Source organism: Exiguobacterium sp. s64 (assembly GCF_018618035.1).
Taxonomy (GTDB): domain Bacteria; phylum Bacillota; class Bacilli; order Exiguobacteriales; family Exiguobacteriaceae; genus Exiguobacterium; species Exiguobacterium mexicanum_A.
The window spans coordinates 1-25417 of the sequence record NZ_JACSLH010000007.1; the positions used below are offsets into that span (position 1 = coordinate 1).

Consider the following 25417-nt stretch of genomic DNA (forward strand, 5'->3'; position numbering starts at 1 on the left):
AAAAGGGGCTCGGGCAGAGCGCCTAAAGGCCCGAAAACGACAAAGTCACGTTTCAGTTCGCCTGAAACGTGACTTTGTCTACAATCTGAAGGGATTCCGCACGCGGATCCCTTTTTTTTTTGCACAAAAAAGTACGTGCCGATTGACACGTACTTCCGAATCATATGAGGAACAAGTCGACTTCCGGTGCTGTCAACTCACGGTATGCACCAGGTTCAAGCGTCGGATCGAGTTCGAGGCCACCGATTTGGACGCGCTCGAGCCGTTCCACATGTTTTCCGACCGCGGCGACCATCCGTTTCACTTGATGATACTTCCCTTCCGAGAGCGTCAAGCGAATCGTCGAGCGGCGCCCGGACTTGCTGAGCAGTTCAAGTCGTGCCGGTTTCGTCGTGTAGCCGTCCTCGAGTTCGACGCCTTCGGCGAAGCGACGGACATCATCTGCCGTCATCTCCCCATCGACTTCGGCGATATACACTTTGTCGACGTGTTTACGAGGCGACATGAGCGCGTGATTGAACGCCCCATCGTTCGTCAATAGCAACAGGCCGGTCGTATCTTTGTCGAGGCGTCCGACCGGGAACAAATCGTAATGGGCATAGGCCGGGTCGATTAAATCGACGACCGTCGACTCGACTTTGTCCTCGGTCGCACTGATGACACCAGCCGGCTTGTTCATCATCAAATAGACGAACGGTTTGTACTCGACGACTTCCCCGTGCACGGTCACACGTTCCGCCTCTAAGTTGATTTGTCGTTTCGCATCTTTGACGGGCTGGTCATCGATCCGGACGGCCCCTTGCTTCAATAAAATCTTGACGTCTTTACGCGAACCATATCCCATGTTCGCCAATAATTTATCAATTCGCATTATGCTTTCCTCCGATATTGGAATCGTTTCCCTAGTAGTTTTCCGGCCAAGTGACTTCTCCAACCGAGATAGCCGTATACGACGAGGCCGATTCCGAAACCGACGACCGTAGCCAATATATCGTTCCCCCAGCTCGGCTCATCTTGGAGCGTGACGAACAACGAGCCGTATACCGCGATAAACATCGCCCCACCCATGGCAAACATGAGCATCGTCCGACGCAACAATTGCTTATACGGGAACTGGAGCGTCCGTTGAATTTTCCACACCATGAGGATGATCGCGACAATATAGCCGGCGATCGTCGCGTAACCGGCGCCGATGCCGCCGAGCGCATAGACGAACGGTACGTTGAGTGCAGCTTTCGTCAATAGTCCCATCGCCGTCGCGAAAATCGTGAAGTACTGACGATTGATCCCTTGCAGGATGGCCGCTGCCACCGAGTAATAGGCCAGGAAGAACGCACTCGGCGCATAGTGGAGCAAGTAGACCCACCCTTCCCGGTCACCCGGGAACAGTGTCCCGAACAACGGCTCGGAAAGGGCGACCAACCCGATGACGGCCGGGATGGTGACAAAGAACGACACTTGGAAGATGTGGTTCACTTGATTACGGACTTTATTCATGTCGCCGTGCGTGAACGATTTCGTGACGAGCGGAATCGTCGCCATCGACACACTTGCCGCGATCGAGACCGGAATCAAGACGATCTTATGGGCGTTCCCGGTCAAGAATCCAAAAGCGGACGTCGCTTCAGCGACTGACTTACCCGAGTTGAGCAACGTGTTGACCATCGTCAACTGGTCGACGAACTGATAGAGCGGCGTCGACAAGCCGACCATGACGATCGGGATCGAGTAACTGAGCAACTCGAGCAAGAGCGATTTCATCGAACGGACTGGCGTACCGGCCGGATTATCCGTCTGACGATGGATGTCTTTCCGTTTGCGCCAATACATGGCGAGCACGACGATACTTCCGATTGCCCCGATAAAGGCGCTGAACGTCGCGATCGTCACGGCGAGTACTTTCAACCCGTTCAACTCGGTCGTCGCCACGGCAGCGGTCCCACCGAGCGAGTCGGCGAGCGGACGAATGAGTGCCGAGTCCGAGAAGACGAACAAGACGAGCATCGTTCCGCTGAGCAGGAACATGATGCGGACGATCTGTTCGATGACTTGCGAGATGGCCGTCGGGGCCATGTCCTGATGTCCTTGGAAATAGCCGCGCACCATGCTCATCGCTGGGATGAGCAGGAGTGCGAAACTGACGCTACGCGTGACGAGCGTCAACGAGTCGATATATTGCTGATTGTTCTCCGAGTTGCGGACCATGAGTTCTGATAACCACGGTGCTGAGAAAAACAGTAATAAAAAAGCGACGACTCCGGTCACGAGCATCAGCTTCATCCCTTGACGGAACAAGCGCTGACTCGTGCCATATTCACCGAGCGCGTTATACTTGGCGATAAATTTTGAGACGGCGACAGGAATCCCCGCCGTCGAAATGGCGATCATGAGCGCATAATAGGTGTAGGCCGCCTGATAGAGCGTGACGCCGGCAATCCCGACCATCGCTTGGAAGGGAAACGTATAGAGCAGTCCGAGCGCACGCGAGATCAAATTTCCGGCTGATAAGAGCAGCGTGCCTTTGACGAAGGACTCCCGTCCTGAATCTTGTTTGACGCTTGATGACATGAGATACCTCCATCTATTCTTTCACAACTAATGTACCTAGTTTTACAAAACAACCGTTTCTCATTATACTCTTACTGTTGCAGATAATAAAGTTACGAACCGTTAAAGTTTAGATTGAGAAGAGAAACGAGGGATACCATGATGAAAGATGTCATCGTCATCGGAGGAGGCCCAAGCGGCCTGATGGCGACCTACGCCGCCGCCAAAGCCGGAGCGAACACGCTCCTGATTGATAAAGGTTCGAAGCTCGGACGCAAGCTCGCCATTTCTGGCGGCGGGCGCTGTAACGTCACGAACCGCAAGCCCGTCGACGAACTGATTCAGTTCATTCCGGGGAACGGACGCTTCTTATATAGCGCCCTCGCCCAGTTCGACAACCAGTCGATTATCGACTTGTTCACCGGGTTCGGCATCCCATTAAAAGAAGAAGACAACGGCCGGATGTTCCCAGTGACGGACAAAGCGCAAGATGTCGTCAACACGCTCCTCGGCGCCATCGACGCACTCGGTGTCGAGATTCGCAAAAACGCGAAAGTGAAGACGCTCCATTTTAATGAAGCAAACGAGTTTGAAGCGGTCGAACTGGAGGACGGCGAACGCATCGAGGCAGGCGCCTGTGTCATCGCTGTCGGCGGACAATCTGTCCCCCACACCGGCTCGACCGGCGACGGATATCCGTGGGCCGAGAAAGCCGGGCACACGATCACGGAACTGTTCCCGACCGAGGTGCCGATTTTGTTGAACGATGCCTTTATCGGCACGAAACAGCTTCAAGGGCTGTCGCTCCGGGACGTCGCCCTCACCGTCCACGGCAAAAAAGGCAAACCGATCAAGACACACCGTGGCGATATGATATTCACGCACTTCGGCATCTCGGGCCCGATCGCCCTCCGGTGCAGCCAATATACGATTAAAGAGCGCAAACGCAGCAAAGAGCGCGTCGTCGCCCTCTCGCTCGACTTGTTCCCGGACATGGCACGTGACGAGCTGTATCAAGAGCTTTGGAACCAAGTCCAAGAACAACCGAAACGGGCCGTCAAGAACGTCTGGAAAGGGTTTATCCCGGAACGGATGCTCGACCTGTTGTTGGCCGACCTCGCTTTCGGTGAAGAAGACGCGAGTCAGTTGAAGAAGCAATCGGTCATCGATTTTGCGACACGACTGAAGACGTTTGAGCTACATGCGACCGGGACGCTCGATTTCGATAAAGCGTTCGTCACGGGCGGCGGCGTCTCTGTCAAAGAGATCGCCCCGCAGACGATGATGTCGAAGAAAGCGGACGGCCTGTTCTTCGCCGGCGAGGTGCTCGACATTCACGGCTATACAGGTGGTTATAACATCACGGCCGCCTTCACGACCGGGCATTGTGCCGGGTCGCACGCCGCAGAATTTGCTGTACGTACAACCGTATAAGAAAGAGAGCCTATCGCGCGCGATAGGCTCTCTTTTTGGTGTCACTGTTTCGCTTCAAGTTGGCGTCGCACTTCCGCCTCGAGCTCTGGCTCGGGTGGCAACCAGCCTTCCGGCTTCATGACCTTATTGTCTGACGCGCGCAGGATCGGCTTACCATCCGGACCGAGCTTCGCCATATTGGCGCGCTGCACGATCTCGAACAACGGCACCGGGTCGAGCCCGAGCTCGACGAAACTGCCCATCACGAAATAGAGGGCGTCCGTGAGCGCATCACCTTGTCCGACGAGTCGCTCGACGTCATTTGTCGGTGGCGCGTCCTGGAGCGATTTCTGAACCGCCTGTTCGAATCCTTGTTGGAACGTGGCGACGGCTTGCAGGAACTCTTCCTCGTTACGTGCCGATTGATGTAAAAATTCGACGACGGCCTCTTCTGCCGTCCAGACCGAACGTTTGACGGCCCGCTCTAACTCGAGCGGCTGTGGTGCACTTGCTTCCGGGTGCCCGAACGTCTCATGGAATTGGCGAACTTCTTCATAGAAATAGCGTTTGCTCATATGATCCTCTCCTATCAGTCGACCGAGACGAAGTCGTCAAGGTCGAACACATCTGGTCGCACGATGGCGAAAATTTCATTGTCTTGTAAAAACATACCGGTCGACCCGTACACACGAGGAGTGACCATCTGTCCGTTCATCGTCCCTTCATCCGGGTTGATCGTGTAGAGGACGAGTTCTTCTGAATCGAGGACGTAAATGCGTCCCTGGCGTTCGACGAGGCCGACACCGCGGAAGTTCTCGAACTTCTGTTGAATCGAGGCGCTCATCCCTTCGGTCGTGAGCGGTTTTCTCGACTCGATGGCCCACTCCGTCTCAGGTGCTGGCGTTTCTTCGGCGTCTGCCTCATCAGCCGTGGTCGCCGTATCGGCGTCTGAATCCACTTCGGTCGTCGCATCCGTCTCGGTCGCATCGGCTGTTTCTTCTGTCTCTGGCTTGGCTTCAGCGTCGGTGGCCGTCTCATCCTCGAGCGTCCGTTCTTGGACGTATAACAGTTCCACATCCGGCGTGTCCGCCAAACGGCTCATGATGATCAGTCGTTTCGTCTCCTCGTCATAACCGAGGCCGAACAATCGGTCTGTCGAGGCGATTCCTTTAATCAATTTGCGTCGTTGTTCCGTCCACCGGCCTTCTTCACGCTCGATTGTCACGAGAACCCCATTTGCCGTGACGGCATAAATCTTGTCCTCGGAAATCATGCGCATACCGATGAACTCGCCGAACCGGTAGGGCTGTCCTTCGTTGCTGAGGATGAGTGACGCGTTCACGCGATTGGCGTTCCCGCTCACTTCGAAAAACTCTTTATTTTTCGTCAAGACGAGATATGACCCGATCGTGTCACTATAGTACACTTCATCGAGCTGTTGAATCTGTTCGAGGGCATCGGTCGTATCGATATCCTCCTCGTCCGGCGAAGCTTCGACGGGAGGTACAGATGTCGCTTGGTGACTCGTTTGAATCTCTATTTTTTCAAACGTCGAGGCGATTTGGCTTTGAATATCCTCGTCCGAAAAGACGAACACATAGCACAAAATCACGCCGACGACGACGGCAAACAGCGTCGTATATAGTACGTAAGAACGTTTCATGGACGTTTCGTCCCCTTTACATGCAGTATCGCCCTTTAGTGTAACAAACCCGCCCCGAAAAGAAAACGACATCATACAAAAGAAAGGAACGTGTGACAATGTCACACATTCCTTTGCTTATCCAACGACGATATTGACGAGCTTACCTGGAACGACGATCACTTTGCGGACCGTCTTCCCTTCCGTGAACTCTTGAACGCGTTCGTTCGCGAGCGCATCGGCCTCGAGCGCTTCTTTCGAAGCGTCGCGGGCCACGTGCATCTTCGCACGAAGCTTGCCGTTCACTTGGATGACGACTTCAATCGTGTCGCTGACGAGTTTCGACTCATCAAACTTCGGCCATGCCGCATACGTCAAGTCTTCCGTCATGCCGAGACGCTCCCACAACTCTTCGGCCAAGTGTGGCGCGACCGGGGCGAGCATCTTAACGAAGTTGACCATTTCTTGTTTCGGAAGCGTGTCTTGTTTGTACGCTTCGTTGATGAAGACCATGAGTTGCGAAATCGCCGTGTTGAAACGGAGCGCCTCATAATCTTCTGTCACTTTCTTCACCGTCTGATGGTACGTCCGTTCGAAGTCGGCAGTCGGTGCGACGTCTTGAAGCTCTGTCTGATTGAACAAACGCCAGACACGGTCAAGGAAGCGACGAGCGCCGTCGAGACCGTTCGTCGACCAAGCGATGGCCGCATCGAGTGGTCCCATGAACATCTCGTAAAGACGAAGCGTGTCGGCTCCGTGCGACTTGATGATGTCATCCGGGTTGACGACGTTCCCTTTCGATTTCGACATCTTCTCGTTGTTCTCACCAAGGATCATCCCTTGGTTATAGAGTTTTTGGAACGGCTCTTTCGTCGGGACGATGCCGATATCGTAGAGCACTTTGTGCCAGAAACGAGCGTAGAGCAAGTGTAGGACCGCGTGCTCCGTACCACCGATATACAAATCGACCGGAAGCCAACGCTTCAACTTCTCTGGGTCCGCGATCATGTCTTCATTGTGCGGATCGATGAAGCGAATGTAGTACCAGCAGCTGCCGGCCCATTGTGGCATCGTGTTCGTCTCGCGACGACCCTTCTCACCCGTCACTGGATCCGTGTACGTCAACCACTCGTCTGCGTTCGCAAGCGGCGATTCACCCGTACCCGACGGTTTGATTTCATCGATAATCGGGAGTTCGAGCGGGAGGTCTTCGACCGGGACCGTCTTGAGCGTGCCATCTTCCATATGAACGATTGGAATCGGCTCGCCCCAATAGCGCTGACGGCTGAACAACCAGTCGCGGAGACGATACGTCGTCTTCGCACGGCCAGTGCCGGCAAGTTCAAGCTCTTCGATGATCTTGGCGATCGCGTCGGCTTTATTGAGACCGTCCAAGCTACCTGAGTTGACGTGGACGCCATCCTCGACGTAAGCCGCCTCATCCAAGTTGCCGCCGGTGACGACTTCACGGATTGGAAGGTCAAACGTCTTCGCGAACTCATAGTCGCGCTCATCATGTCCAGGAACGGCCATGACCGCACCTGTACCATACGTTGACAACACGTAGTCAGCAATCCAGATTGGAAGCTTCTCACCATTGACCGGGTTGATCGCGTAAGCGCCAGTAAACACGCCTGTTTTCTCTTTAGCAAGATCGGTCCGTTCGAGATCTGTCTTTTTCGAGACTTCTTCGACGTACGCCTCGATGGCGACGGTTTGTTCCGGTGTCGCGATTGCTTTCACGAACGGGTGCTCCGGTGCGAGCGTGACGTATGTCGCGCCGTAAAGTGTGTCCGGACGTGTCGTGAACACCGTGACGACTTTTTCGTGACCGTCGACTTTGAAATCGACTTCGGCCCCGACCGACTTGCCGATCCAGTTGCGTTGCATCTCTTTGACGCTGTCTGGCCAGTCAAGCCCTTCTAAATCATCGAGCAACCGCTCTGCGTATTCCGTGATGCGGAGCACCCACTGCTTCATCGGGACACGGTAAACCGGATGGCTGCCGCGCTCTGACAAGCCGTCGATGACTTCTTCGTTGGCGAGTACCGTCCCGAGAGCCGGGCACCAGTTGACGGCGACTTCATCGACGTAGGCGAGTCCGCGGTCATGGAGCTGTGTGAAAATCCATTGCGTCCACTTGTAGTATTTCGGGTCGGTCGTGCTGATTTCACGATCCCAATCGTATGAGAAACCGAGCTCTTTCAACTGGCGGCGGAACGTGCCGATGTTGCGCTCTGTGAACTCGCGCGGGTCATTCCCTGTGTCGAGGGCATATTGCTCGGCCGGAAGACCGAACGCGTCCCACCCCATTGGATGGAGGACGTTGAAGCCTTGCATCCGTTTCATGCGGGCGATGATGTCCGTCGCCGTGTAACCTTCCGGGTGACCGACGTGAAGGCCGGCTCCTGATGGATATGGGAACATGTCAAGGACGTAGAAACACTCCTTGTCCGGGTCTTCTGTCGTCCGGAACGCATCTTTCTCGTCCCAACGCTTTTGCCATTTCGGCTCGATGTCTTGATGTTTAAAATAATCCAAAATTCATCCTCCTCTGCATAATAAAAAGCCTTCCGCCCCGGTAATGGGACGAAAGGCTTGAAAGCTTTCCGCGGTACCACCCATGTTGCATTTCTGCCACTTGAGACGCCGGTAACGAGGCGTAACTCCGGTTCACCCTACTATTCGTTCAGGCGAACTGCTCCAAGGCGAGTTCTCGCAGTCCATATACCGGTTCACACCACCCACCGGCTCTCTACAAATACAGACGTCACGATACTATTCCTCTTCTACGCATGTGTATGATCTCACTCGTTCATTTTAGCCCAATCTGTTTTAGAGCGTCAACTTGATTTTTCAGGCACTCGGATGTCTTTCATGAAAATGAAGAACGCGAGCGCGATGGCCGTGAGCAAGAATAGCATTGTGAAGACGGCACCGATGCCGAATACGTCATAGACGAGGCCCGATAAGGTCGGGCCGATCATCCGACCGACCGAGGCCGCGATATTGACGAGTCCTTGGAACTGTCCTGCTTTCCCCGGCGGTGCGAGTTTCGCGGCAATCGTCGGAACGGCCGGCCAAATGAACATCTCCCCGATCGTCATGACGACCATCGCGACCATGAACATCGTAAAGCCCCCCGCGAACGGAACGACCGCGAAGGCGGCGAGGAAAATGACGGCGCCAACGATGAGTTGTTTCTTCAAATCGTCTTCAAAGTAACGAAGTGCCCGGTTGAGGAGCGGTTGAGCGAACACGATCAAGGCGCCGTTCACCGTCCAAAGGAGCGAATACTGGCTGATTGTCACGCCGAGGTCTTTCGAATGGACAGCGATCGTGCCTTGCCACTGCACGTAAACGAACCAAAGGGCCGCGTAACCGATGGCGACGAACCACATCGATTTCATCGTCGCGCCGGACAACGTCGTCGCCGCAGCCTCAAGCTGCGATTGGACGACCGGACGGGCCGGGTCTTTCAAATAACGGAGCCCGAACAAGAGGACGACGACGAACAAGACCGATAAGAAGAAGTTCGCGTAAAAGATCAACTCGATGTCGATGCGCGCGATTTGCCCGCTCATCGCCGTCCCGAGGGCGACCCCCACGTTTTGAGCAACATAGATCGCGTTGAACGAACGGCGTCCGCCTTCCGGCCAGATCAAGCCGGCGAACGCGTACACGGTCGGGAAGACGAGGCCACCCGAAAACCCAATCAACCCAAGCCAGCCCAAGTAACCGAGGAATGTGGCATGAAACAACAAGAAACCGAGCGAGCTCGCGAGCAACAGCCCGACCGCGAGGATGAGCGTCCGTTTTCCGCCGATCCGGTCAAACAGCGTGCCCCCGATATAGTTCCCAGCGATGGCGAGCGCCGAGTTGACGAGGAGGGCAATACCTGCAAGCGTCATCGATTCGCCTAAATATCCATTTATATAGAGTGTGTTAAATGGCCATAAAAAAGACGCCGCCGTTGTATTGAGCGCCATCGCAATGACCAAAATCCATACCGAAATCGGCATTTTATTGTTCATACCAGTTACTCCTTTCATTCCCGTTTAACGATAAAAATTCGGCACGACGGCCGAATCAAGAATAAGTCCTTCTCCAAGCTAACGGAACGCCCCATAACTGTCAAGAAAAATTACTTATTATGAAGTAATCACGAGGAGAGCTTGTGATAGCATGAGCAAAGAAGGAGAGGATATTCATGCAACATCCATTTGGTGATGCCAGATACCATAAATTAAATGAAGCATATCGCCGTGAGTTCGGCGGGAAAGTATTCAAGGTACCGCTCGACGGCGGTTTCACTTGTCCGAACCGGGACGGGCTCGTCTCGAAGGGCGGCTGTACGTTCTGTTCGGACGACGGCAGCGGTGATTTTGCCGGCAACGCCTGCGATCCGATCCCGGTCCAATTTGCCGAAGTGAAGGCACGGTTGCATCGGAAGTGGAAAGAAGCCCGCTACATCGCTTACTTCCAAGCGTTCAGCAACACGTATGCCCCCGTCGCCCGGCTCCGGGAATTGTTCGAGCCTGCCCTTAAAGAGGAAGGTGTCGTCGGTCTATCGATCGCGACCCGACCGGACTGTCTGCCGGACGACGTCGTCGACTATCTCGCCGAGTTGAATGAGCGGACGTCCCTCACGATCGAACTCGGCCTACAGACGATTCACGATGTGACAGCGAAAAAAATCAATCGTGGCCATGACTACAAGACGTTCCTCGAAGGTCTCGCCAAGCTCCGCCGACGCAATATAAACGTGGTTGTCCATATCATTAACGGTCTCCCTGGCGAGACGACAGAGATGATGCTCGACACGGCGCGAGAAGTTGCTAAAATGGACATACAAGGAATCAAGATCCATTTGCTCCACGTCTTGAAGCACACGCCGCTCGCCCGTCAGTACGAAAAAGGATTGCTCGAGCTCATGGACGAGACGACTTACGTCTCCCTCGTCTGCGACCAGCTTGAGACGTTACCGCCCGAGATCGTCATCCATCGGTTGACCGGTGACGGGCCACCGGATCTGTTGATCGGTCCGACGTGGAGCCGGCACAAGATGGCCGTCTTGAACGCCATCGATGCCGAACTGGTGCGTCGTGATTCCTTCCAAGGAAAAAAGAAGGATGAGAGCCATGGGATTAATGAGAGTCTTACCGTTCGCGAAGTACCTACTCCGTGAACACGTCACACCTGGTGCCGTCGCCATCGATATGACGGCCGGCAACGGGCACGATACATTGTTTTTAGCCGAACTCGTCGAGGCGACGGGACACGTCTACGCGTTTGATGTCCAAGCAGCGGCGGTCGAGGCGACACGCATTCGCATCGAGGAAGCAGCATTGACGGACCGCGTCACTGTCATCCACGACAGCCACGACACCGTCCGAGAAATTGTAGCGGACGAGACACGCCCGATCACAACCGCCGTGTTCAACCTCGGTTATTTACCGGGAAGCGACAAGTCGGTCACGACGACGGGCAATACGACCATCGACGCCCTCGAGCAACTGCTCGACGTCATGGCCGTCGGTGGTGTCATCGTCGTCGTCATCTATCATGGCCATAATAGCGGCAAAATCGAGCGCGACGAGGTGCTCGCCTACGTCGAGGCACTCGATCAAAAGCGGGCCGGCGTCCTCCGTTACGGCTTCATCAATCAAATCAATCATCCCCCGTTCATCGTGGCGATTGAAAAACGTGCATGAAAACAGGCGACTCGAGCGAGTCGCCTGTTTTGTCATTCTCGAATCAATTCATAAAACGTGATGAGCGTCTCCGCGAACTTCGTGTTCAGTCGTTCATAGCCGAAATGCGGGAAGCCTTCGAGCCGGCGAATGTACACTTGATCGCCGCCAATTTTTCGACAGACGTTGAGCGTCAGTTTCACATCGGCGAAGCGGTCGTCCGGCGCATAGAAGCAAGCGAGTGGAAGGCGCGGCAAATGTTTCTTCTCTTCTTGATGCTCGACGATCTCTTCCTCGATTTCCCGGTATTGCCCGTACGTGATCTCACCGAAGCGGGACGACTCTTCGCCTGCACCCATGAACGTCATCATGCCGAGCGGCAAATCCGGACGGAAACGGTCGACCGCACTCGCGACGACTTGTTTCAATCCGCCGATTTGGCGGGACGGATGCCAATCGAACAAGGGTGAGATATACGTCAAACTGCCGAGCGGCACATCGTATTCCTGGAGCAATCGGTTCGTTAACAATGTCCCGAGACTGAAGGCGATGACGTGAATCGGCAGTTTGTACTGGCTCGCCTCGCGTAGCGTGTTCTTGATTAACAGCTTATGGTCTTCCGCCGTCAAGCCAACCGTCTGTCCGGTCACGACGAGAACTTCATATTCGTCACGTAACCGTCCTAAAAACGCCTCGCTCAAGCGTGACGTGAACTGGAGCGGATAGACGATCACGATAACCCCTTTTCGTGATTCTTCTTCGTATGTCATACTGTCACCTCATTTTATTATGTCCATGTTTTTATACTAACAAAAAACATCAGCCGAGACTGATGTTTGTCAGAAAATCCGTCTAGGGTCTTAGCTCGGGTCATAGCGCAAATGAATCAGTTCCATCGGTTGGTCGTACACTTCCTCTTGTATCCGATTCAATTCGATGAACGCCTCATGGTTCAAAAAGGCGATCGCCTGCTCGTTCGAACTCTCGACGTACAGTTCGATCGGTTGAACTTTACGTTCGCGCAGATGAGACAATAAGGACGTTCCGAGACCTTGTCGGTGATGGGTCGGATGAAGATAGAGCCGGAGCACTTCCCACGTATCCCCGCGGTCGATCGCATGATAGAACCCGATGACGTCGCCTTCGGCTTCACCGACAATGAACAACTGCTCTTTCGCTTCCTCGCTTGAACTGATGGCGCGGACGATCTCTTCTTGCTGATAAGCCCGTTCCATTACTTTTGAACGAACCTCGTCTTGTTCACTGACCGTTGCGAGCGCAATATCGCGGATGGTGGCGGCATCTTCTGGTACGGCTTCCCTGATCTTCATAACGGCATCCCCCTTTTGGCCAATCTAGTAGTATCATTCCCCATCAGCAAAAAAATATCCTGCCCGCTCATTACTTTTTGATGTCGAAATGAAGGAAGACGTTATTTTCCATTTTGACTCGGGTATAAGAGTATCAATGCCAACTTACAAAAAGGAGTGTTACTATGGAACCGAAACTACAACATGATCCACAAGTCGACCAAGCCAATCATCCGAACCGTCAGTTTGATTCTGGAGAATCATCTGGTCCTCGGATTACACTGGTGAGAGGAATTCTTTTAGGAGCTGTAGTCGGAGGTGCCCTTGCTCTACTTAGTTCTTCGAACCGTCAAAACACAAAACAATCGCTCACGACTGCTAAATCATCTGTCGGTGGTTTAGTAAGTGAAGTGGCTAAAGATCCTAGCGGAAAAGCTTCGCAAGTCATTGACCAAGTGAAATCGGCTTCTGGAATCATCCAAGAAGTTGCCACCGACGTTCAAAATGTCTATGAAAAAGTCGCTGGAGAAGTGGATACGGTGAAACAAGACTTAACGCAAGTTGCCGGCACCGCTATGGAAGCAAAATCAGACTTACAATCGATTGGCGAGAAAGTGGTCGAAGCAAAAGACACCGCGCTAGGCCAAGAAACGTCATCTGATTCTTCTTCTAACGATTCTTCTAACGATGATACATCTAAGCAGGATAAAAACCAATCTTAACAAGAAAAAACGACCTTTCTCAGCGAAAGGTCGTTTTTACTGTCTTATGCGAAGCGTTTCGCGCCTTCTTCAAGCACTGCCGCTTTATCCGTTTGCTCCCATGGGAGTTCAACGTCTGTACGACCGAAGTGGCCGTAAGCTGCTGTCTGCTTGTAGATTGGACGGCGAAGGTCGAGCATCTTGATGATGCCGGCCGGACGGAGGTCGAAGTTCTCGCGAACGAGTTCGACGAGCTCAGTCTCGCTCAATTTACCTGTGCCGAACGTGTCGACTGCGATCGATACCGGGTGGGCAACGCCGATCGCGTAAGCAAGTTGAACTTCTGCTTTGTCAGCAAGTCCCGCTGCAACGAGGTTTTTCGCTACGTAACGAGCCGCGTACGCCGCTGAACGGTCAACTTTGGTTGGGTCTTTACCTGAGAACGCGCCGCCGCCGTGGCGAGCGTAACCACCGTACGTATCGACGATGATCTTACGTCCTGTAAGGCCTGCATCCCCTTGTGGTCCACCGATGACGAAACGGCCAGTCGGGTTGATGAAGTATTTTGTATCCGCGTCGATGAGTTCAGACGGGATGACCGCGTCGATGACGTGCTCTTTCAAATCAGCTTGGATTTGTTCGAGTGTGATGTCTTCGGCGTGTTGCGTCGAGATGACGATTGTGTCGATGCGAACTGGGTTGTTCGCTTCGTCGTATTCGACCGTCACTTGTGTCTTACCATCAGGACGAAGGTAAGCGAGCGTGCCGTTCTTACGAACTTCTGCCAAACGACGTGACAATTTGTGCGCGAGTGAAATCGGGAGCGGCATGAGTTCTGGTGTCTCTTTTGTTGCGTAACCGAACATGAGACCTTGGTCACCAGCGCCGATTGCATCGATTTCTTCTTCAGTCATTTGTCCTTCACGAGCTTCAAGCGCTTGGTCGACACCTTGGGCGATGTCTACCGATTGCTCATCAATCGATGTGAGGACAGCACAAGTCTCTGCATCAAAACCATATTTTGCACGTGTGTAGCCGATCTCACGAACTGTTTCACGAACAACTTTCGGGATATCCACGTAAGTTGATGTTGTGATCTCACCTGCTACGAGCACGAGACCTGTCGTGACAGATGTCTCAGCCGCAACGCGGGCGTTTGGATCTTCAGCTAAAATCGCATCCAAAATCGCATCTGAGATTTGGTCACAAATTTTATCCGGATGTCCTTCCGTGACGGACTCCGAAGTGAAAAGTCGACGGTTCAAGTTTGCCATTTCGAAAAACCTCCTATAATAAGGGTGATGTGTGGACGGTACTCGTTCCCCTTACGCGTTGCTTTGGGACGGTAATGAAAAAAACCTTTCGCCATGTTCAATGGGAAAGGTTGAATCGTTCTTCCTTACCCTCTTATCGTTCGAAGCTTGCGCTTCGCTTCAGGATAGCACCTTTTCCGAATAACAATGACAAATCGGACGGTTGCTGGGCTTCGTAGGGCCTTGTTCCCTCCACCGCTCAGAATAAGAGTATCCGTTACGAAGACCATCATATAAATGACACCCCGTTCTGTCAAGCGTATCGACTGAATTCGTAAAACTTTTCACGAACTCGTAATAGTTATGTTTGTGAAATATCAAACATTTTTTTGTCGGTTTTCGATTTTGTACTATGACCTGGTACAGAATATGTTAGAATGACAGTGTAAGAAAGCGCTTACTTTAAAGGGTGAAAAAGGCTTGTTTTTGATTAGTATGTCACATATAATAAAAACGTCATACTAATTAAACGCGGAAGTATGCGGATTTCATCCACATCTATTTAGGGGAAAGGTGGGATTCAGGATGGCGACAACGCTCCTGAAAATCGAAGAATTAATTAAAGGTGCCGACATGATGCGGAACTTAACGGTTCCAGAATTGGTGGAAGAAGCCATTCGCAACGGGGAAGGCGTACTGACGAAAGACGGGGCTTTATCGGTCAGTACAGGTAAATTCACAGGACGGTCACCGAAAGACAAATTCGTCGTGCAAGATGAAGTCAGCAATCATTTAGTAGACTGGGGTCCGGTCAACCAACCGATCGCAGAAGAGAAGTTCACGGCACTGCTCGATAAAGTGCTCACGCATCTCGAGACGAAAGACAAGCTCTACTATCTCGAGGCGTCTGCCGGGGCTGACGAGCATTATACGCTTCCAGTGCGGGCCATCACAGAATACGCGTGGCACAACTTGTTCGCGAAACAGTTGTTCTTGCGCGAATGGCCGACACAAGGTGCCTTTGATCCGTTCACGGTCATCTATGCACCGAGCTATAAGGCCGATCCGGAAGTCGACGGGACGAACTCCGAAACGTTCATTCTCGTCTCATTCGCCAAACGGACCATTCTGATCGGGGGAACAGAATACGGCGGCGAAATTAAAAAATCGATTTTTTCAGTCATGAACTTCCTGTTACCGGAACAGCACGTCTTGTCGATGCATTGCTCGGCGAACGTATCGGACGCCGGCGAGACGGCTCTCTTCTTCGGGCTATCGGGTACCGGAAAGACGACGCTATCGGCCGACACAGAACGTCATTTAATCGGGGACGACGAGCATGGTTGGTCTCCTGACGGCGTCTTCAACATTGAAGGCGGTTGCTACGCGAAGACGATCAACTTGTCGCGTGAGAACGAACCTCAAATCTACGATGCCATTCGATTTGGCTCGTTGATTGAGAACGTCGTCTTGGACGAGGAACGGGCACCAGACTACAAGAACATCTCACTCACTGAGAACACACGGGCCGCCTACCCGATTCAATTTATCGATAACGCGATGCTTCCGTCACGAGCCGGTCATCCGAACACGATCGTCTTCTTGACGGCCGACGCGTACGGCGTCCTGCCTCCGATCAGCAAATTGACGAAGGAGCAGGCGATGTATCACTTCTTGTCAGGCTATACGTCGAAGCTAGCCGGCACGGAGCGCGGCGTGACGGAGCCGCAGGCGACCTTCTCGACATGTTTCGGGTCACCGTTCTTACCGCTCGCACCGGAACGCTACGCCGACATGCTCGGCACGTTGATCGAGAAACATGACGTCGACGTCTATCTCGTCAATACCGGTTGGACCGGTGGCGCATACGGCGAAGGATCGCGGATGAAGCTCGCCTATACACGGGCGATGGTGAACGCGGCCGTCAACGGGAAACTCCGTGACGTCGAGACGACGCGCCATGACATCTTCAACGTCGAGATCCCACGCCACATCGACGGGGTGCCAGACGACGTGCTCAACCCACGGGGCACATGGAAAGACGAGGCCCGCTACGACGCCGAGGCGGCAGCGCTCGCCCGTAAGTTCCAAGACAACTTCAAACGATTCACGAAAGCGAGTGAGGCGGTCGTCGCGGCCGGCCCAATCATCGTTTAATAAAAAATGACTAGCGCCTGGTTTAGGCGCTAGTCATTTTTTTGGTGCGACGGCTAACATCCAGTCCATCACCTCATCGGTCGTCTTCCACTTTTCCCAAAACGGGAGTTGATGAGCGAACGGGACGATCCAAAGTTCGGCCCGCTCCCCCATCCGTTCGGCCACGGCTGTCGCATGGCGGAGCCGCACTTGCTCGTCGTCTGTCCCGTGAATCAATAACGTCGGGGCCTCCCAGTCCTTGTAGAGGGGTGAACGCTCCACGTACGCCTCACGAGCCGCTTCCGGGTCACCCCCGGTCATACGGCGGAGCATTTTCCGCATCGAGCGTTGCTCTTCGTACGTCCATTCCAAATTGGTGACACCCGCCCATGACGTCACGGACGTGAGCGGCCGCTCCGCAGCGAGCGACAACGCCATCATGCCCCCGCGCGAGAAGCCAAGGGCATGAATGAGCGTGTCCGTTCGATGGACGCGATCGTAGAGAGACAAGACATCCTCTAAATCGGCCCCGCCGAAGTCCTCTTTCCCGCTCCCGCCATGGTTACCACGGTAAACAGGCGCCACGACGTGGAAGCCTTTGGCCGCGAACTGCATCAACCGGGGCAAGCGCACGTCCCCGATGCGTCCTGTTCCGCCGCGCAAATAAAACAGGACGTGCCCGTTCGGTCGCGTCGGCGTGATCGTATAGGCGACGACATCCTCACCATCGCGTGTCGCGTACCAGCCACGGTGGACCGCATAACCGGCATATGGAGGGAGGACCTCAATCCGGTCAAACCATTCGTTTTTCATGTAACACCTTCATCGTTTCCGGGAGCACCCGGTCTTTCATCATGAAACTGTACCGGTTGTTCCGGAGCAGATTCGTTGGCAGTTCCTTCATGAGCACGGCGCCGTCGGTCTCATCGACGGCCGGATGGTCATCGAAGCGCTCGATCTCGGCGAAGTAAATATTTTTGATGACCGTGTCCCCGCGCCCAAGCACGCGGTATTGTCCGAGATAGTGCAGCGTCTTCACGACACCACCCGTCTCTTCATACACTTCCCGAATCGCGGCATCGTCCTCATGTTCGCCAGGTTCGACTTTTCCACCCGGGAACTCGAGCCCGCGCTGCTTATGCTTCGTCAGCACCCATTGATTCTCGTAGCGGGCGACGACCCAGACGTGGAGCGGCGTATCTGAAAATGGATAGTGCGCAAAGCTCAACTCGACTTTATTGTGATAGTAGTCCGTGAATGTCAACATAGTCCATCCCTTTCTTTCCCCTGTCTACTCTCACTTTACCTTGTCTTCCCCCAGTTTCAAACAAAAAAATAGGCCCGCCGGAGCGGACCTACTCAAAATTATTGGTTCAAGCGCTTTTCAAGCTCAGCTTTTTGTTCTTCGTAACCTGGTTTTCCAAGCAACGCGAACATGTTCGCTTTATACGCTTCGACGCCCGGTTGGTTGAACGGGTTCACCCCGAGAATGTATCCGCTCATCGCGCATGCCTTCTCGAAGAAGTAGAACAAGTAACCGAGGTGGTACGGCGTCATCTCTGGCAATTCGACAACGAGGTTCGGTACCTCTCCGTCCGTGTGGGCAAGGAGTGTTCCTTCAGCCGCTTTGTCGTTCACGAATTGGATCGTTTCGCCAGCGAGGAAGTTCAAGCCGTCGAGGTCTTGCGCGTCTTCTGGCACGTTCATCGCGTGACGGACGTTCGTGACACGGATGACCGTCTCGAACAAGTCACGACGACCTTCTTGGATGTATTGTCCCATCGAGTGGAGGTCGGTTGAGAAGTCGACAGCCGCCGGGAAGATCCCTTTGTTGTCTTTTCCTTCTGATTCGCCGTAAAGCTGTTTCCACCACTCCGATACGTAGTGCAAGGCCGGTTCGTAGTTGACGAGCAACTCGATCGACTTGCCTTTCGCATACAAGGCGTTACGGACGACCGCATATTGGTACGCCTCGTTCTCAGAGAGTTCTGGTGACGAATAGGCGTTTTGTGCGTCGCGTGCACCTTCCATGAGGGCGTCGATATCGATCCCTGCCGCAGCGATCGGAAGGAGTCCGACCGGTGTAAGGACCGAGAAGCGGCCGCCGACGTCATCCGGGATGACGAATGTTTCGTAGCCTTCCGCATCCGCAAGCGTCTTCAAGGCGCCACGGGCACGGTCTGTCGTCGCATAAATGCGCTCACGAGCACCGTCTTGACCGTACTTGTCTTCCATGAACTGTTTCAAGACACGGAACGCGATCGCCGGTTCTGTCGTCGTTCCCGATTTCGAGATGACGTTGACCGAGACGTCTTTGCCTTCGAGCACCTGGAGCAACTCCGTCAAATAAGTTGACGAGATGTTGTGACCGGCGAAGAAGACTTGTGGCGCGTTGCGCTCTTCTTTCGACAATACGTTGAAGAATGAATGTTGGAGCATCTCGATGGCCGCGCGTGCGCCGAGGTATGATCCACCGATCCCGACGACGACGAGGACGTCCGAGTTCTCACGGATTCGTTCCGCGGCCGCTTTGATGCGGGCAAACTCATCCGTATCGTAGTTTGTTGGGAGATCGACCCACCCAAGGAAATCGCTACCTGCCCCGCTGCGGTCATGGATGACCGAATGCATTGCTTTCACGGTTTCTTGCAATTGATCGACTTCATGTTCCCCGACGAAAGACAGGGCGTTTGAATAATCGAAACGTACAGTTGACATATCATTTCCTCCTTTAAATCGCTCCTTGATGAGCCATACATGACCCATCATAAACGGAAACGTCGGATTCGTTCAATCATTATTGCAAAATAGGCATCAAATCGCCTTATTTGCTCAACTCAAGAATCGCTGCCACGTCTTCACGTTCGAGTGTGCGGAAGCGACCGAACGCCCCGCGTTTCATCGCCGAATCCAAGATGGCGTCGAACGTCGACTCGTCGATGTCATAGTCACGGAGCGAGTTTGGCGCGCCGAGCTCATCGAAGAAGGCACGAACGGCTGCAATCGTACGCTTCGCCGTTTCCAAGTCCGTGTCAGCCGGTTCGACGTTGAACACTTCTGTGCCTAAGCGTGCGAAACGTGCTGCATTGTCTTCATCGAGTACATGTTCCATCCAGCGCGGGAACAGGATCGCGAGTCCGCCTGCATGCGGGATGTCATGGACAGCCGAGACCGCATGTTCGATGTTGTGCGATGCCCAGTCGCCCGAGGCACCCATTTGGAGCACACCGTTCAAGGCGATCGTACCTGAGAACAAGATGATGGCGCGCAAGTCGACATTTTCTAAATCGGCGACGAGTTTCGGTGCCGATTCGACGACCGCTTTCAACACGCCTTCCGTCATCCGCTCTTGAACCGGCGCATGGTTCGGGTGGAAGTACTGCTCGAAACAGTGGCTCATCATGTCGACGATGCCGTAAATCGTTTGGTCTTTTGGCACTGATACCGTGTAACGTGGGTCGAGGATCGAGAACGTCGGATAGACGAGCGGGTGACCCCAGCCGTACTTCTCTTGTGTCTCCCAGTTCGTGATGACCGAACCTGAGTTCATCTCAGAACCGGTCGCCGCGAGCGTGAGCACCGTACCGAACGGGATCGCTTCCGTCGGGATGTGGTCACGGAGCACGATGTCCCAAGCATCGCCTTCATACGGGATGGCCGCCGAGATGAGTTTCGTGCAATCGATGACCGAACCGCCGCCGACCGCGAGCAATGCGTCGATGTTTTCTTCACGCGCTTGTTTAACGGCACGACGTACCGTCTCGATGCGCGGGTTCGGTTCGACGCCTGAGAAGTCGACGAAATCGATCGAGGCGTTGTTCAGTTCCGCCACGACTTCATCGTACGTGCCGTTCTTTTTGATGCTCCCGCCTCCATAGACGAGCATCACTTTCTTGGCGTCAAGCGCCTTCAACTCGCTCGCGAGTTTTTCAATCTGATGTGTCCCGAAAATAAGTTTCGTCGGGTTCTTGTATTCAAAGTTGTGCATGTTTCATCCTCCTTCGAAAATATGTAACACCTACACTATATACCCTGTTTTTTATGATTGAAAAGCAATCAGGTCTGAGCGTAGATGCGGTCAATGATCGTATGGAGCGTCACCGCCTGTTCCGCTTGCTCGTACGATGGCTCGTGCCGGCACGCCTCGAGGAACGTGCGAATCTGACTGGCGTACGGATCTTCGAGCGTCAGATGGGCCGGAGATTTATCGAATAAGGCACCATGCTCTTCCGTATGGAGTTGGAGTGGAAAGAGCGACGCCCCGCCCATCGTGCCCCGTAGTTCGACCCGCATCGTGTCCGCCGCCTCGACGTTGGCCATGAAACTCGCGTCTAAAAACAAAGATGCTCCGTTGTCGAACGTGACCATCGCCCGGGCCGTGTCTTCGACCGAGAATGCCTCCGCGTCCCAATCACCCATCAGCCCGACACCAGGCCGTGTGCCGAGGTATTGACCGACGTGACCGATGACATCGACCGGCTTCGGATAATCCATCAAATACAAGGCGAGGTCGAGCATATGTACCCCGATATCGAGCAGTGCACCGCCTCCTTGCAGTTCCTTATCCGTGAACACGCCCCATCCCGGGATGCCACGACGCCGCAGGGCAAGGGCCGTCGCCGCATAGACGTGACCGAGTTCCCCGGCATCGATCATCCGTTTCAATAGTTGTGTGTCCGACCGGTGCCGGTAATGGAATCCGTAATGCAGCGTCCGCTCTGCCTTCCGGGCCGCTGCTAGCATCTCGTTCGCCTCACGGGCCGAGATGGCCGGCGGCTTCTCACAGAGGACGTGGCATCCTGCCTCGAGTGCGGCGATGACTTGCGCTTTGTGGAGCGCGTTCGGCGTACATACACTGACCGCATCGAGTTGTTCTGTGACGAGCATCTCTTCGACCGTCTCGTACACCCGTTCGATTCCAAACTGTTCAGCCACCGCTTCCCCGCGCTCACGGGTCCGATTCATGACGGCGACGACGTCAGCCCCTGCCGCGATGTATTGCGGGATATGGGCAGTCTTGGCAATCCCACCCGTACCGATGATTCCGATCCTCATGGTCCTCACTCCTTTTCTGTACTGTTCGTGAACGAGCGGGACATTTCCTGTACAAAAAAAAAGACGACCTGCACATGGCAGGTCGTCTCAATCACTTACTTCTTGAAGTTCGTGTTTTTGATCCAGTCTTCGAGCTTGTCCTTGAGGACAGTGAATCCTGGAGCTTCTTCTTGCTTGAAGTTTGAAGCTTCGTTGCGGCGTGGTGCGCCACGACGAGCTGGCTTAGCCGACTTCTCGCGTTTTGGAGCTTCTTGTGTCGCTTTCATTGAAAGCTTGATTTTCTTAGATGCTTCATCAACATCAAGAATTTTCACTTCAACTTCTTGACCGACTTGAACGTACTCGTTCACGTCTTTCACGTAGTCGTGTGAGATTTCAGAGATGTGGACAAGACCTTGAGTCTCGTCGTCGAGTGCGACGAATGCACCGAAAGGTTGGATTCCTGTTACTTTACCTTTTAAAACTTGATCTTTTTCGTATTTTGCCATTACAAACACTCCTATGCTAAATTCATCAACTTACTATAACATACTTTTTTCGATAAAGTGTACAAATTAGTAAAAAAGATTATTTGGGATTATTTTCGTGTTTCAAAGTCGACGGGTCGGGTAAATACAAATCAAGCAAGACTTCAAGTATTCCCCCCTGATTCCGCTAGGTTAACGCCTAGCCCTTTTTTTGTTCAAAAGCTTGTAAATGGTCGCTGTGCGGCCACCTCAAACACCGTCTCCCCTACCATTTCATTCAACATAATCGCGTTCCGATACACGGCCATCCCTAAATTCGTTGCCGCCGGCCCGTGCGAATGTTCCAAGTTCGTATGGGTGAACAGACTGCCGGTCAACCGAGTCTCCGTCGCGATTTGATAGCGGTTGTTGACGCGCCATAGTCGTTCCGCTTCCCATTCGATGTCAAATCGTTCGACCCACTCCGGAATCCGCGGTCGATACCCGGTCGCCGCCACGACCGCATCATATTCGTTCGTGAACGATTCACCGCTATGCTGCTGAGTCCCTTCGACCATATAGCTCGATGAGTGCGATACGCGCTCGATTTCAATTTGGGTACACAAGTTCGTCGCTTGGTCCGTCCCGTCCGCCGTCCGATGATATAACGCCCCATAGATGGCACGGAGCGTCTCTGGGTTGACGCCATTGCGGAATCGTTCGAACGACTTCCCAAGTTGCTCACGTTCCGCGTACGGTAATCGATTGAAATACTCGACGTACGACAAGCTGAAGATCTCTTCCCCGAGTTTGCCGCTCTCGAGCGACTCGAACACGTCCGAGCGCGTCACCCAATCGATTTGTTGCCGCGTTTTATCGGATCGACTCAACAAATCGAGATACACCTCCGCCGCGCTCTGCCCGCTGCCGATGACGACGATGCGGTCCTTTTCAAGCAATCGTTCCCGCTCCATTCGATACGAGCTCGTATGGATTACATCTTGGAACGCCTCTGGGATGAGCGGTTCTGCCCCCGTCCCGATGACGACGTGTCGCGTCGATAGCGTCTCTTCGCCTTTAGGCGTCGCGCCCGTGACGAGGAAGCCGTCCTGTGCCGGACGGACGTCGACGACCCGGTGCGAGAACTTGATTGTGTCGAGCGAGGCAGCGATCGCCTGCAAATAGCGATTGAACTCTGTCCGGGGAATCGTCGGGCTCTCTTGGACGATGAACGTCTGCAGTCGGCCCGCCTGCTTCAAATAGTTCAAATAGCTGTGCCGGCTCGTCGGGTCGGCGAGCGTCACAAGGTCATATAAATAATGCGTCTGCATCGTCGCCGCTTCGAGCAACATTCCTTCATGCCAATTGAAGTCGGCCCGCTCTTCAAAACATATCCCCGTCAATTTGGTCGATTCGCTGAGCGCCATCAAGCCGAGATTGTACGGGCCACATCCGATTGCTACAAAATCCACTCGTTCCAATGACCTCACCTCGCTCGTCTTTTCCCATCTATTATACCACTAAAACGTAAAACAGACCCTCATCGCTGAGAGTCTGTCACTGTCGTCGTCACTTCGAACTGTTTCATGAACCGATCGATGCGACGAATCGCTTCTTGTAATTGTTCGACCGACGTCGCGTAACTAGCCCGGACGAAGCCTTCACCGCTCGCGCCGAAGGCGTTGCCCGGCACTACCGCGACCCGTTCCTCGAGCAAGAGACGCTCGGCGAACTCTTCGCTCGTCAATCCGGTGTGGCGAATCGATGGGAAGGCGTAGAACGCCCCACCCGGTACGTGCGTCGGTAACCCGGCGTCATTGAGGGCCTGGATGAAGTAGTTACGGCGCTGCCGATAGCTCTTCACCATCTTCGGTACATGCTGGTCACGGCTCTTCAGTGCCTCGAGACCGCCGAACTGAACGAGCGTCGGGGCACACATCATGCCGTACTGATGAACTTTGAGCATCTCCCGTGTCACGACTTCCGGCGCACATGTGAACCCGAGCCGCCAGCCTGTCATCGCGAACGCCTTCGAGAACCCGTTGACGACGATCGTCCGCTCGCGCATATCATGAAGCGTCGCAAAGCTTGTGAACGGCTCGTCATATGACAGTTCGGCATAAATTTCATCACTTACGACCCAAAGGTCATGTTTCGTCGCGAGTTCCGCGATCTCGGTGAGTTCTTCACCCGTCATCGTCGCTCCGGTCGGGTTTGACGGGAAGCAGAGGAGCATCACTTTCGTGCGCTCCGTGATCGCCGCTTCGACGTCTTCCCGGTTCAGACGGAACCCGTTCTCCGGACGACAGGCGACCGGGACGACCGTCCCGCCGGCGAGCTCGATGAGCGGCCCGTACGAGACGAAAGCCGGTTCAACGACGATGACCTCGTCACCCGGGTTGAGGAGAGCCCGGAAGGCGATATCGAGCGCCTGCGACGCGCCCGTCGTGACGATCAGTTCCGTCGCCGGGTCATATGTCGCCCCGAACCGGTCCGCCATGTAACCAGCGATTTCTTGACGTAACTCGAGGAGACCGGCGTTCGCGCTATAGGCCGTGTAGCCTTGCTCGAGCGCCGCATAACTCGCCTCGCGCACGTTCCACGGCGTGATGAAATCCGGCTCTCCCACCCCGAGAGAGACGACGTTTTCCATCGTTTGCGCTAAATCGAAGAATCGGCGAATGCCGGACGGCTTCATTGAGACGACTTGTTGGGATAGTGACTTCATGGCGTAATATTCAACCGTTTGTCTTCGACTTGTGGGGTGAATAAAATGCCATCATGCTTATACGTCTTCAATTTGAAGTGCGTCGTCGTCGAGACCACCGAGTCAAGCGGTGACAATTTGTCCGAAACGAACGACGCGACGTCTTGAAGCGAGTTCGCCCGAATGACGACTTGCAGGTCGTAAGCCCCTGACATCAAATAGAGTGCCGTCACTTCCGGGAAGCGATAAATGCGTTCCGCGACCTCATCGAAACCACGACCCCGTTTCGGAGTGACTTTGACGTCGATGAACGCCGTGACATCGTGGCGATTGATTTTTTGCCAGTTGACCATCGCCCGGAAGCCGAGCAAGATGCCGTCCGCCTTGAACTTCTCGAGCATCGCCTCAACGGTTTCCTCGTCGGTCGCGAGCAAGTTCGCCAACAGTTTCGTCTCGAGGTAGCCTTTCTCTTCGAGCAGCTCGAGCAATTCTAGTTCTTTCGATGTATACATAG

The 25417-nt window shown here is 54.0% G+C and carries 23 protein-coding genes, 1 riboswitch and 1 other annotated feature; of the genes, 5 read left to right on the forward strand and 18 right to left on the reverse strand.

The genetic code is table 11. The annotated features are described in order from the left end of the window. Window positions 1–160: 160 nt before the first annotated feature. Both KNP64_RS10805 and KNP64_RS10810 read right to left on the reverse strand, forming a co-directional pair. Window positions 161–871, reverse strand: a complete 711-nt coding sequence (locus tag KNP64_RS10805; RefSeq protein WP_138859157.1) for a pseudouridine synthase — start codon at window positions 869–871, stop codon at window positions 161–163. Then, entirely contained in the window at window positions 871–2568 is a 1698-nt protein-coding gene (locus KNP64_RS10810; protein ID WP_214711788.1) for a putative polysaccharide biosynthesis protein, read from the reverse strand. The genes KNP64_RS10805 and KNP64_RS10810 overlap by 1 nt, the downstream gene beginning before the upstream one ends. A 138-nt stretch (window positions 2569–2706) precedes the next feature. On the opposite strand from KNP64_RS10810, the gene KNP64_RS10815 reads away from it, so the two are divergent. After that, window positions 2707–3981, forward strand: a complete 1275-nt coding sequence (locus tag KNP64_RS10815) for a BaiN/RdsA family NAD(P)/FAD-dependent oxidoreductase (RefSeq protein ID WP_034778302.1) — start codon at window positions 2707–2709, stop codon at window positions 3979–3981. Between the two features lie 41 nt (window positions 3982–4022). Here the strand turns inward: KNP64_RS10815 and KNP64_RS10820 are convergent, their stop codons facing one another. The 4 genes from KNP64_RS10820 to KNP64_RS10835 all read right to left on the reverse strand — a co-directional run bounded on the left by KNP64_RS10820 (window position 4023) and on the right by KNP64_RS10835 (window position 9636). Then, complete coding sequence (locus KNP64_RS10820) at window positions 4023–4535, reverse strand: pyrophosphohydrolase domain-containing protein (protein ID WP_214706495.1); 513 nt, start codon at window positions 4533–4535, stop codon at window positions 4023–4025. 14 nt (window positions 4536–4549) lie between these two features. Further along, complete coding sequence (locus KNP64_RS10825; protein ID WP_214706497.1) at window positions 4550–5623, reverse strand: hypothetical protein; 1074 nt, start codon at window positions 5621–5623, stop codon at window positions 4550–4552. 117 nt (window positions 5624–5740) lie between these two features. Beyond that, a complete protein-coding gene (gene leuS, locus KNP64_RS10830) occupies window positions 5741–8143 on the reverse strand; it encodes a leucine--tRNA ligase (RefSeq protein WP_214793354.1) in 2403 nt (800 codons plus the stop codon). A gap of 41 nt (window positions 8144–8184) precedes the next feature. Continuing rightward, window positions 8185–8403, reverse strand: a binding site (T-box leader). Window positions 8404–8445: 42 nt separating this feature from the next. After that, window positions 8446–9636, reverse strand: a complete 1191-nt coding sequence (locus KNP64_RS10835) for an MDR family MFS transporter (RefSeq protein WP_052090142.1) — start codon at window positions 9634–9636, stop codon at window positions 8446–8448. Between the two features lie 176 nt (window positions 9637–9812). Here KNP64_RS10835 and mnmL point away from each other — a divergent pair, with 176 nt between their 5' ends. Next, window positions 9813–10790 carry a tRNA modification radical SAM protein MnmL/YtqA gene (gene mnmL, locus KNP64_RS10840; RefSeq protein WP_138859150.1) on the forward strand — a complete coding sequence of 326 codons (978 nt, stop codon included), beginning with the start codon at window positions 9813–9815 and terminating at the stop codon, window positions 10788–10790. Continuing rightward, window positions 10744–11316 (forward strand): tRNA 5-(aminomethyl)-2-thiouridylate-methyltransferase MnmM, encoded by a 573-nt coding sequence (gene mnmM, locus KNP64_RS10845; RefSeq protein WP_214793357.1) that lies wholly within the window; start codon window positions 10744–10746, stop codon window positions 11314–11316. The genes mnmL and mnmM overlap by 47 nt, the downstream gene beginning before the upstream one ends. Window positions 11317–11348: 32 nt before the next feature. Here mnmM and KNP64_RS10850 read toward each other — a convergent pair whose 3' ends face one another. Further along, the gene (locus tag KNP64_RS10850) at window positions 11349–12065 is read right to left on the reverse strand and encodes an alpha/beta hydrolase (protein WP_214793360.1); all 717 of its coding nucleotides are present in this window, start codon (window positions 12063–12065) and stop codon (window positions 11349–11351) included. A 90-nt stretch (window positions 12066–12155) separates the two neighbouring features. Continuing rightward, window positions 12156–12626 (reverse strand): GNAT family N-acetyltransferase, encoded by a 471-nt coding sequence (locus KNP64_RS10855; protein ID WP_214793363.1) that lies wholly within the window; start codon window positions 12624–12626, stop codon window positions 12156–12158. A gap of 164 nt (window positions 12627–12790) precedes the next feature. Here KNP64_RS10855 and KNP64_RS10860 point away from each other — a divergent pair, with 164 nt between their 5' ends. Further along, window positions 12791–13327 carry a hypothetical protein gene (locus KNP64_RS10860; RefSeq protein WP_214793366.1) on the forward strand — a complete coding sequence of 179 codons (537 nt, stop codon included), beginning with the start codon at window positions 12791–12793 and terminating at the stop codon, window positions 13325–13327. Window positions 13328–13371: 44 nt separating this feature from the next. Here KNP64_RS10860 and metK read toward each other — a convergent pair whose 3' ends face one another. Next, entirely contained in the window at window positions 13372–14580 is a 1209-nt protein-coding gene (metK, locus tag KNP64_RS10865) for a methionine adenosyltransferase (RefSeq protein WP_138859148.1), read from the reverse strand. A 130-nt stretch (window positions 14581–14710) separates the two neighbouring features. Beyond that, a riboswitch (SAM riboswitch) is annotated at window positions 14711–14830 on the reverse strand. A gap of 314 nt (window positions 14831–15144) precedes the next feature. On the opposite strand from metK, the gene pckA reads away from it, so the two are divergent. Further along, window positions 15145–16716 (forward strand): phosphoenolpyruvate carboxykinase (ATP), encoded by a 1572-nt coding sequence (pckA, locus tag KNP64_RS10870; RefSeq protein ID WP_214793369.1) that lies wholly within the window; start codon window positions 15145–15147, stop codon window positions 16714–16716. A gap of 33 nt (window positions 16717–16749) precedes the next feature. Here the strand turns inward: pckA and KNP64_RS10875 are convergent, their stop codons facing one another. From KNP64_RS10875 to KNP64_RS10915, 9 genes are all read right to left on the reverse strand, one after another. Beyond that, window positions 16750–17508, reverse strand: coding sequence for an alpha/beta hydrolase family protein (locus tag KNP64_RS10875; RefSeq protein WP_214793373.1), 759 nt, complete (start codon window positions 17506–17508; stop codon window positions 16750–16752). Continuing rightward, complete coding sequence (ytkD, locus tag KNP64_RS10880; protein WP_034778327.1) at window positions 17489–17962, reverse strand: RNA deprotection pyrophosphohydrolase; 474 nt, start codon at window positions 17960–17962, stop codon at window positions 17489–17491. Before ytkD ends, KNP64_RS10875 begins: the two co-directional genes overlap by 20 nt. 98 nt (window positions 17963–18060) lie before the next feature. Then, the gene (locus KNP64_RS10885; protein WP_034778329.1) at window positions 18061–19413 is read right to left on the reverse strand and encodes a glucose-6-phosphate isomerase; all 1353 of its coding nucleotides are present in this window, start codon (window positions 19411–19413) and stop codon (window positions 18061–18063) included. 106 nt (window positions 19414–19519) lie between these two features. Continuing rightward, window positions 19520–20683, reverse strand: coding sequence for an iron-containing alcohol dehydrogenase (locus tag KNP64_RS10890; RefSeq protein ID WP_138859145.1), 1164 nt, complete (start codon window positions 20681–20683; stop codon window positions 19520–19522). A gap of 68 nt (window positions 20684–20751) precedes the next feature. Continuing rightward, window positions 20752–21750 carry a Gfo/Idh/MocA family protein gene (locus KNP64_RS10895; RefSeq protein ID WP_214711814.1) on the reverse strand — a complete coding sequence of 333 codons (999 nt, stop codon included), beginning with the start codon at window positions 21748–21750 and terminating at the stop codon, window positions 20752–20754. A 95-nt stretch (window positions 21751–21845) separates the two neighbouring features. Then, window positions 21846–22238, reverse strand: a complete 393-nt coding sequence (gene yugI, locus KNP64_RS10900) for a S1 domain-containing post-transcriptional regulator GSP13 (protein ID WP_016509788.1) — start codon at window positions 22236–22238, stop codon at window positions 21846–21848. 194 nt (window positions 22239–22432) lie between these two features. Continuing rightward, complete coding sequence (locus KNP64_RS10905) at window positions 22433–23668, reverse strand: lysine N(6)-hydroxylase/L-ornithine N(5)-oxygenase family protein (protein ID WP_215114006.1); 1236 nt, start codon at window positions 23666–23668, stop codon at window positions 22433–22435. 68 nt (window positions 23669–23736) lie between these two features. After that, entirely contained in the window at window positions 23737–24924 is a 1188-nt protein-coding gene (locus tag KNP64_RS10910) for an aminotransferase (protein ID WP_214711818.1), read from the reverse strand. After that, the gene (locus tag KNP64_RS10915; protein WP_214711820.1) at window positions 24921–25415 is read right to left on the reverse strand and encodes an Lrp/AsnC family transcriptional regulator; all 495 of its coding nucleotides are present in this window, start codon (window positions 25413–25415) and stop codon (window positions 24921–24923) included. Before KNP64_RS10915 ends, KNP64_RS10910 begins: the two co-directional genes overlap by 4 nt. Between the last annotated feature and the right edge of the window lie 2 nt (window positions 25416–25417).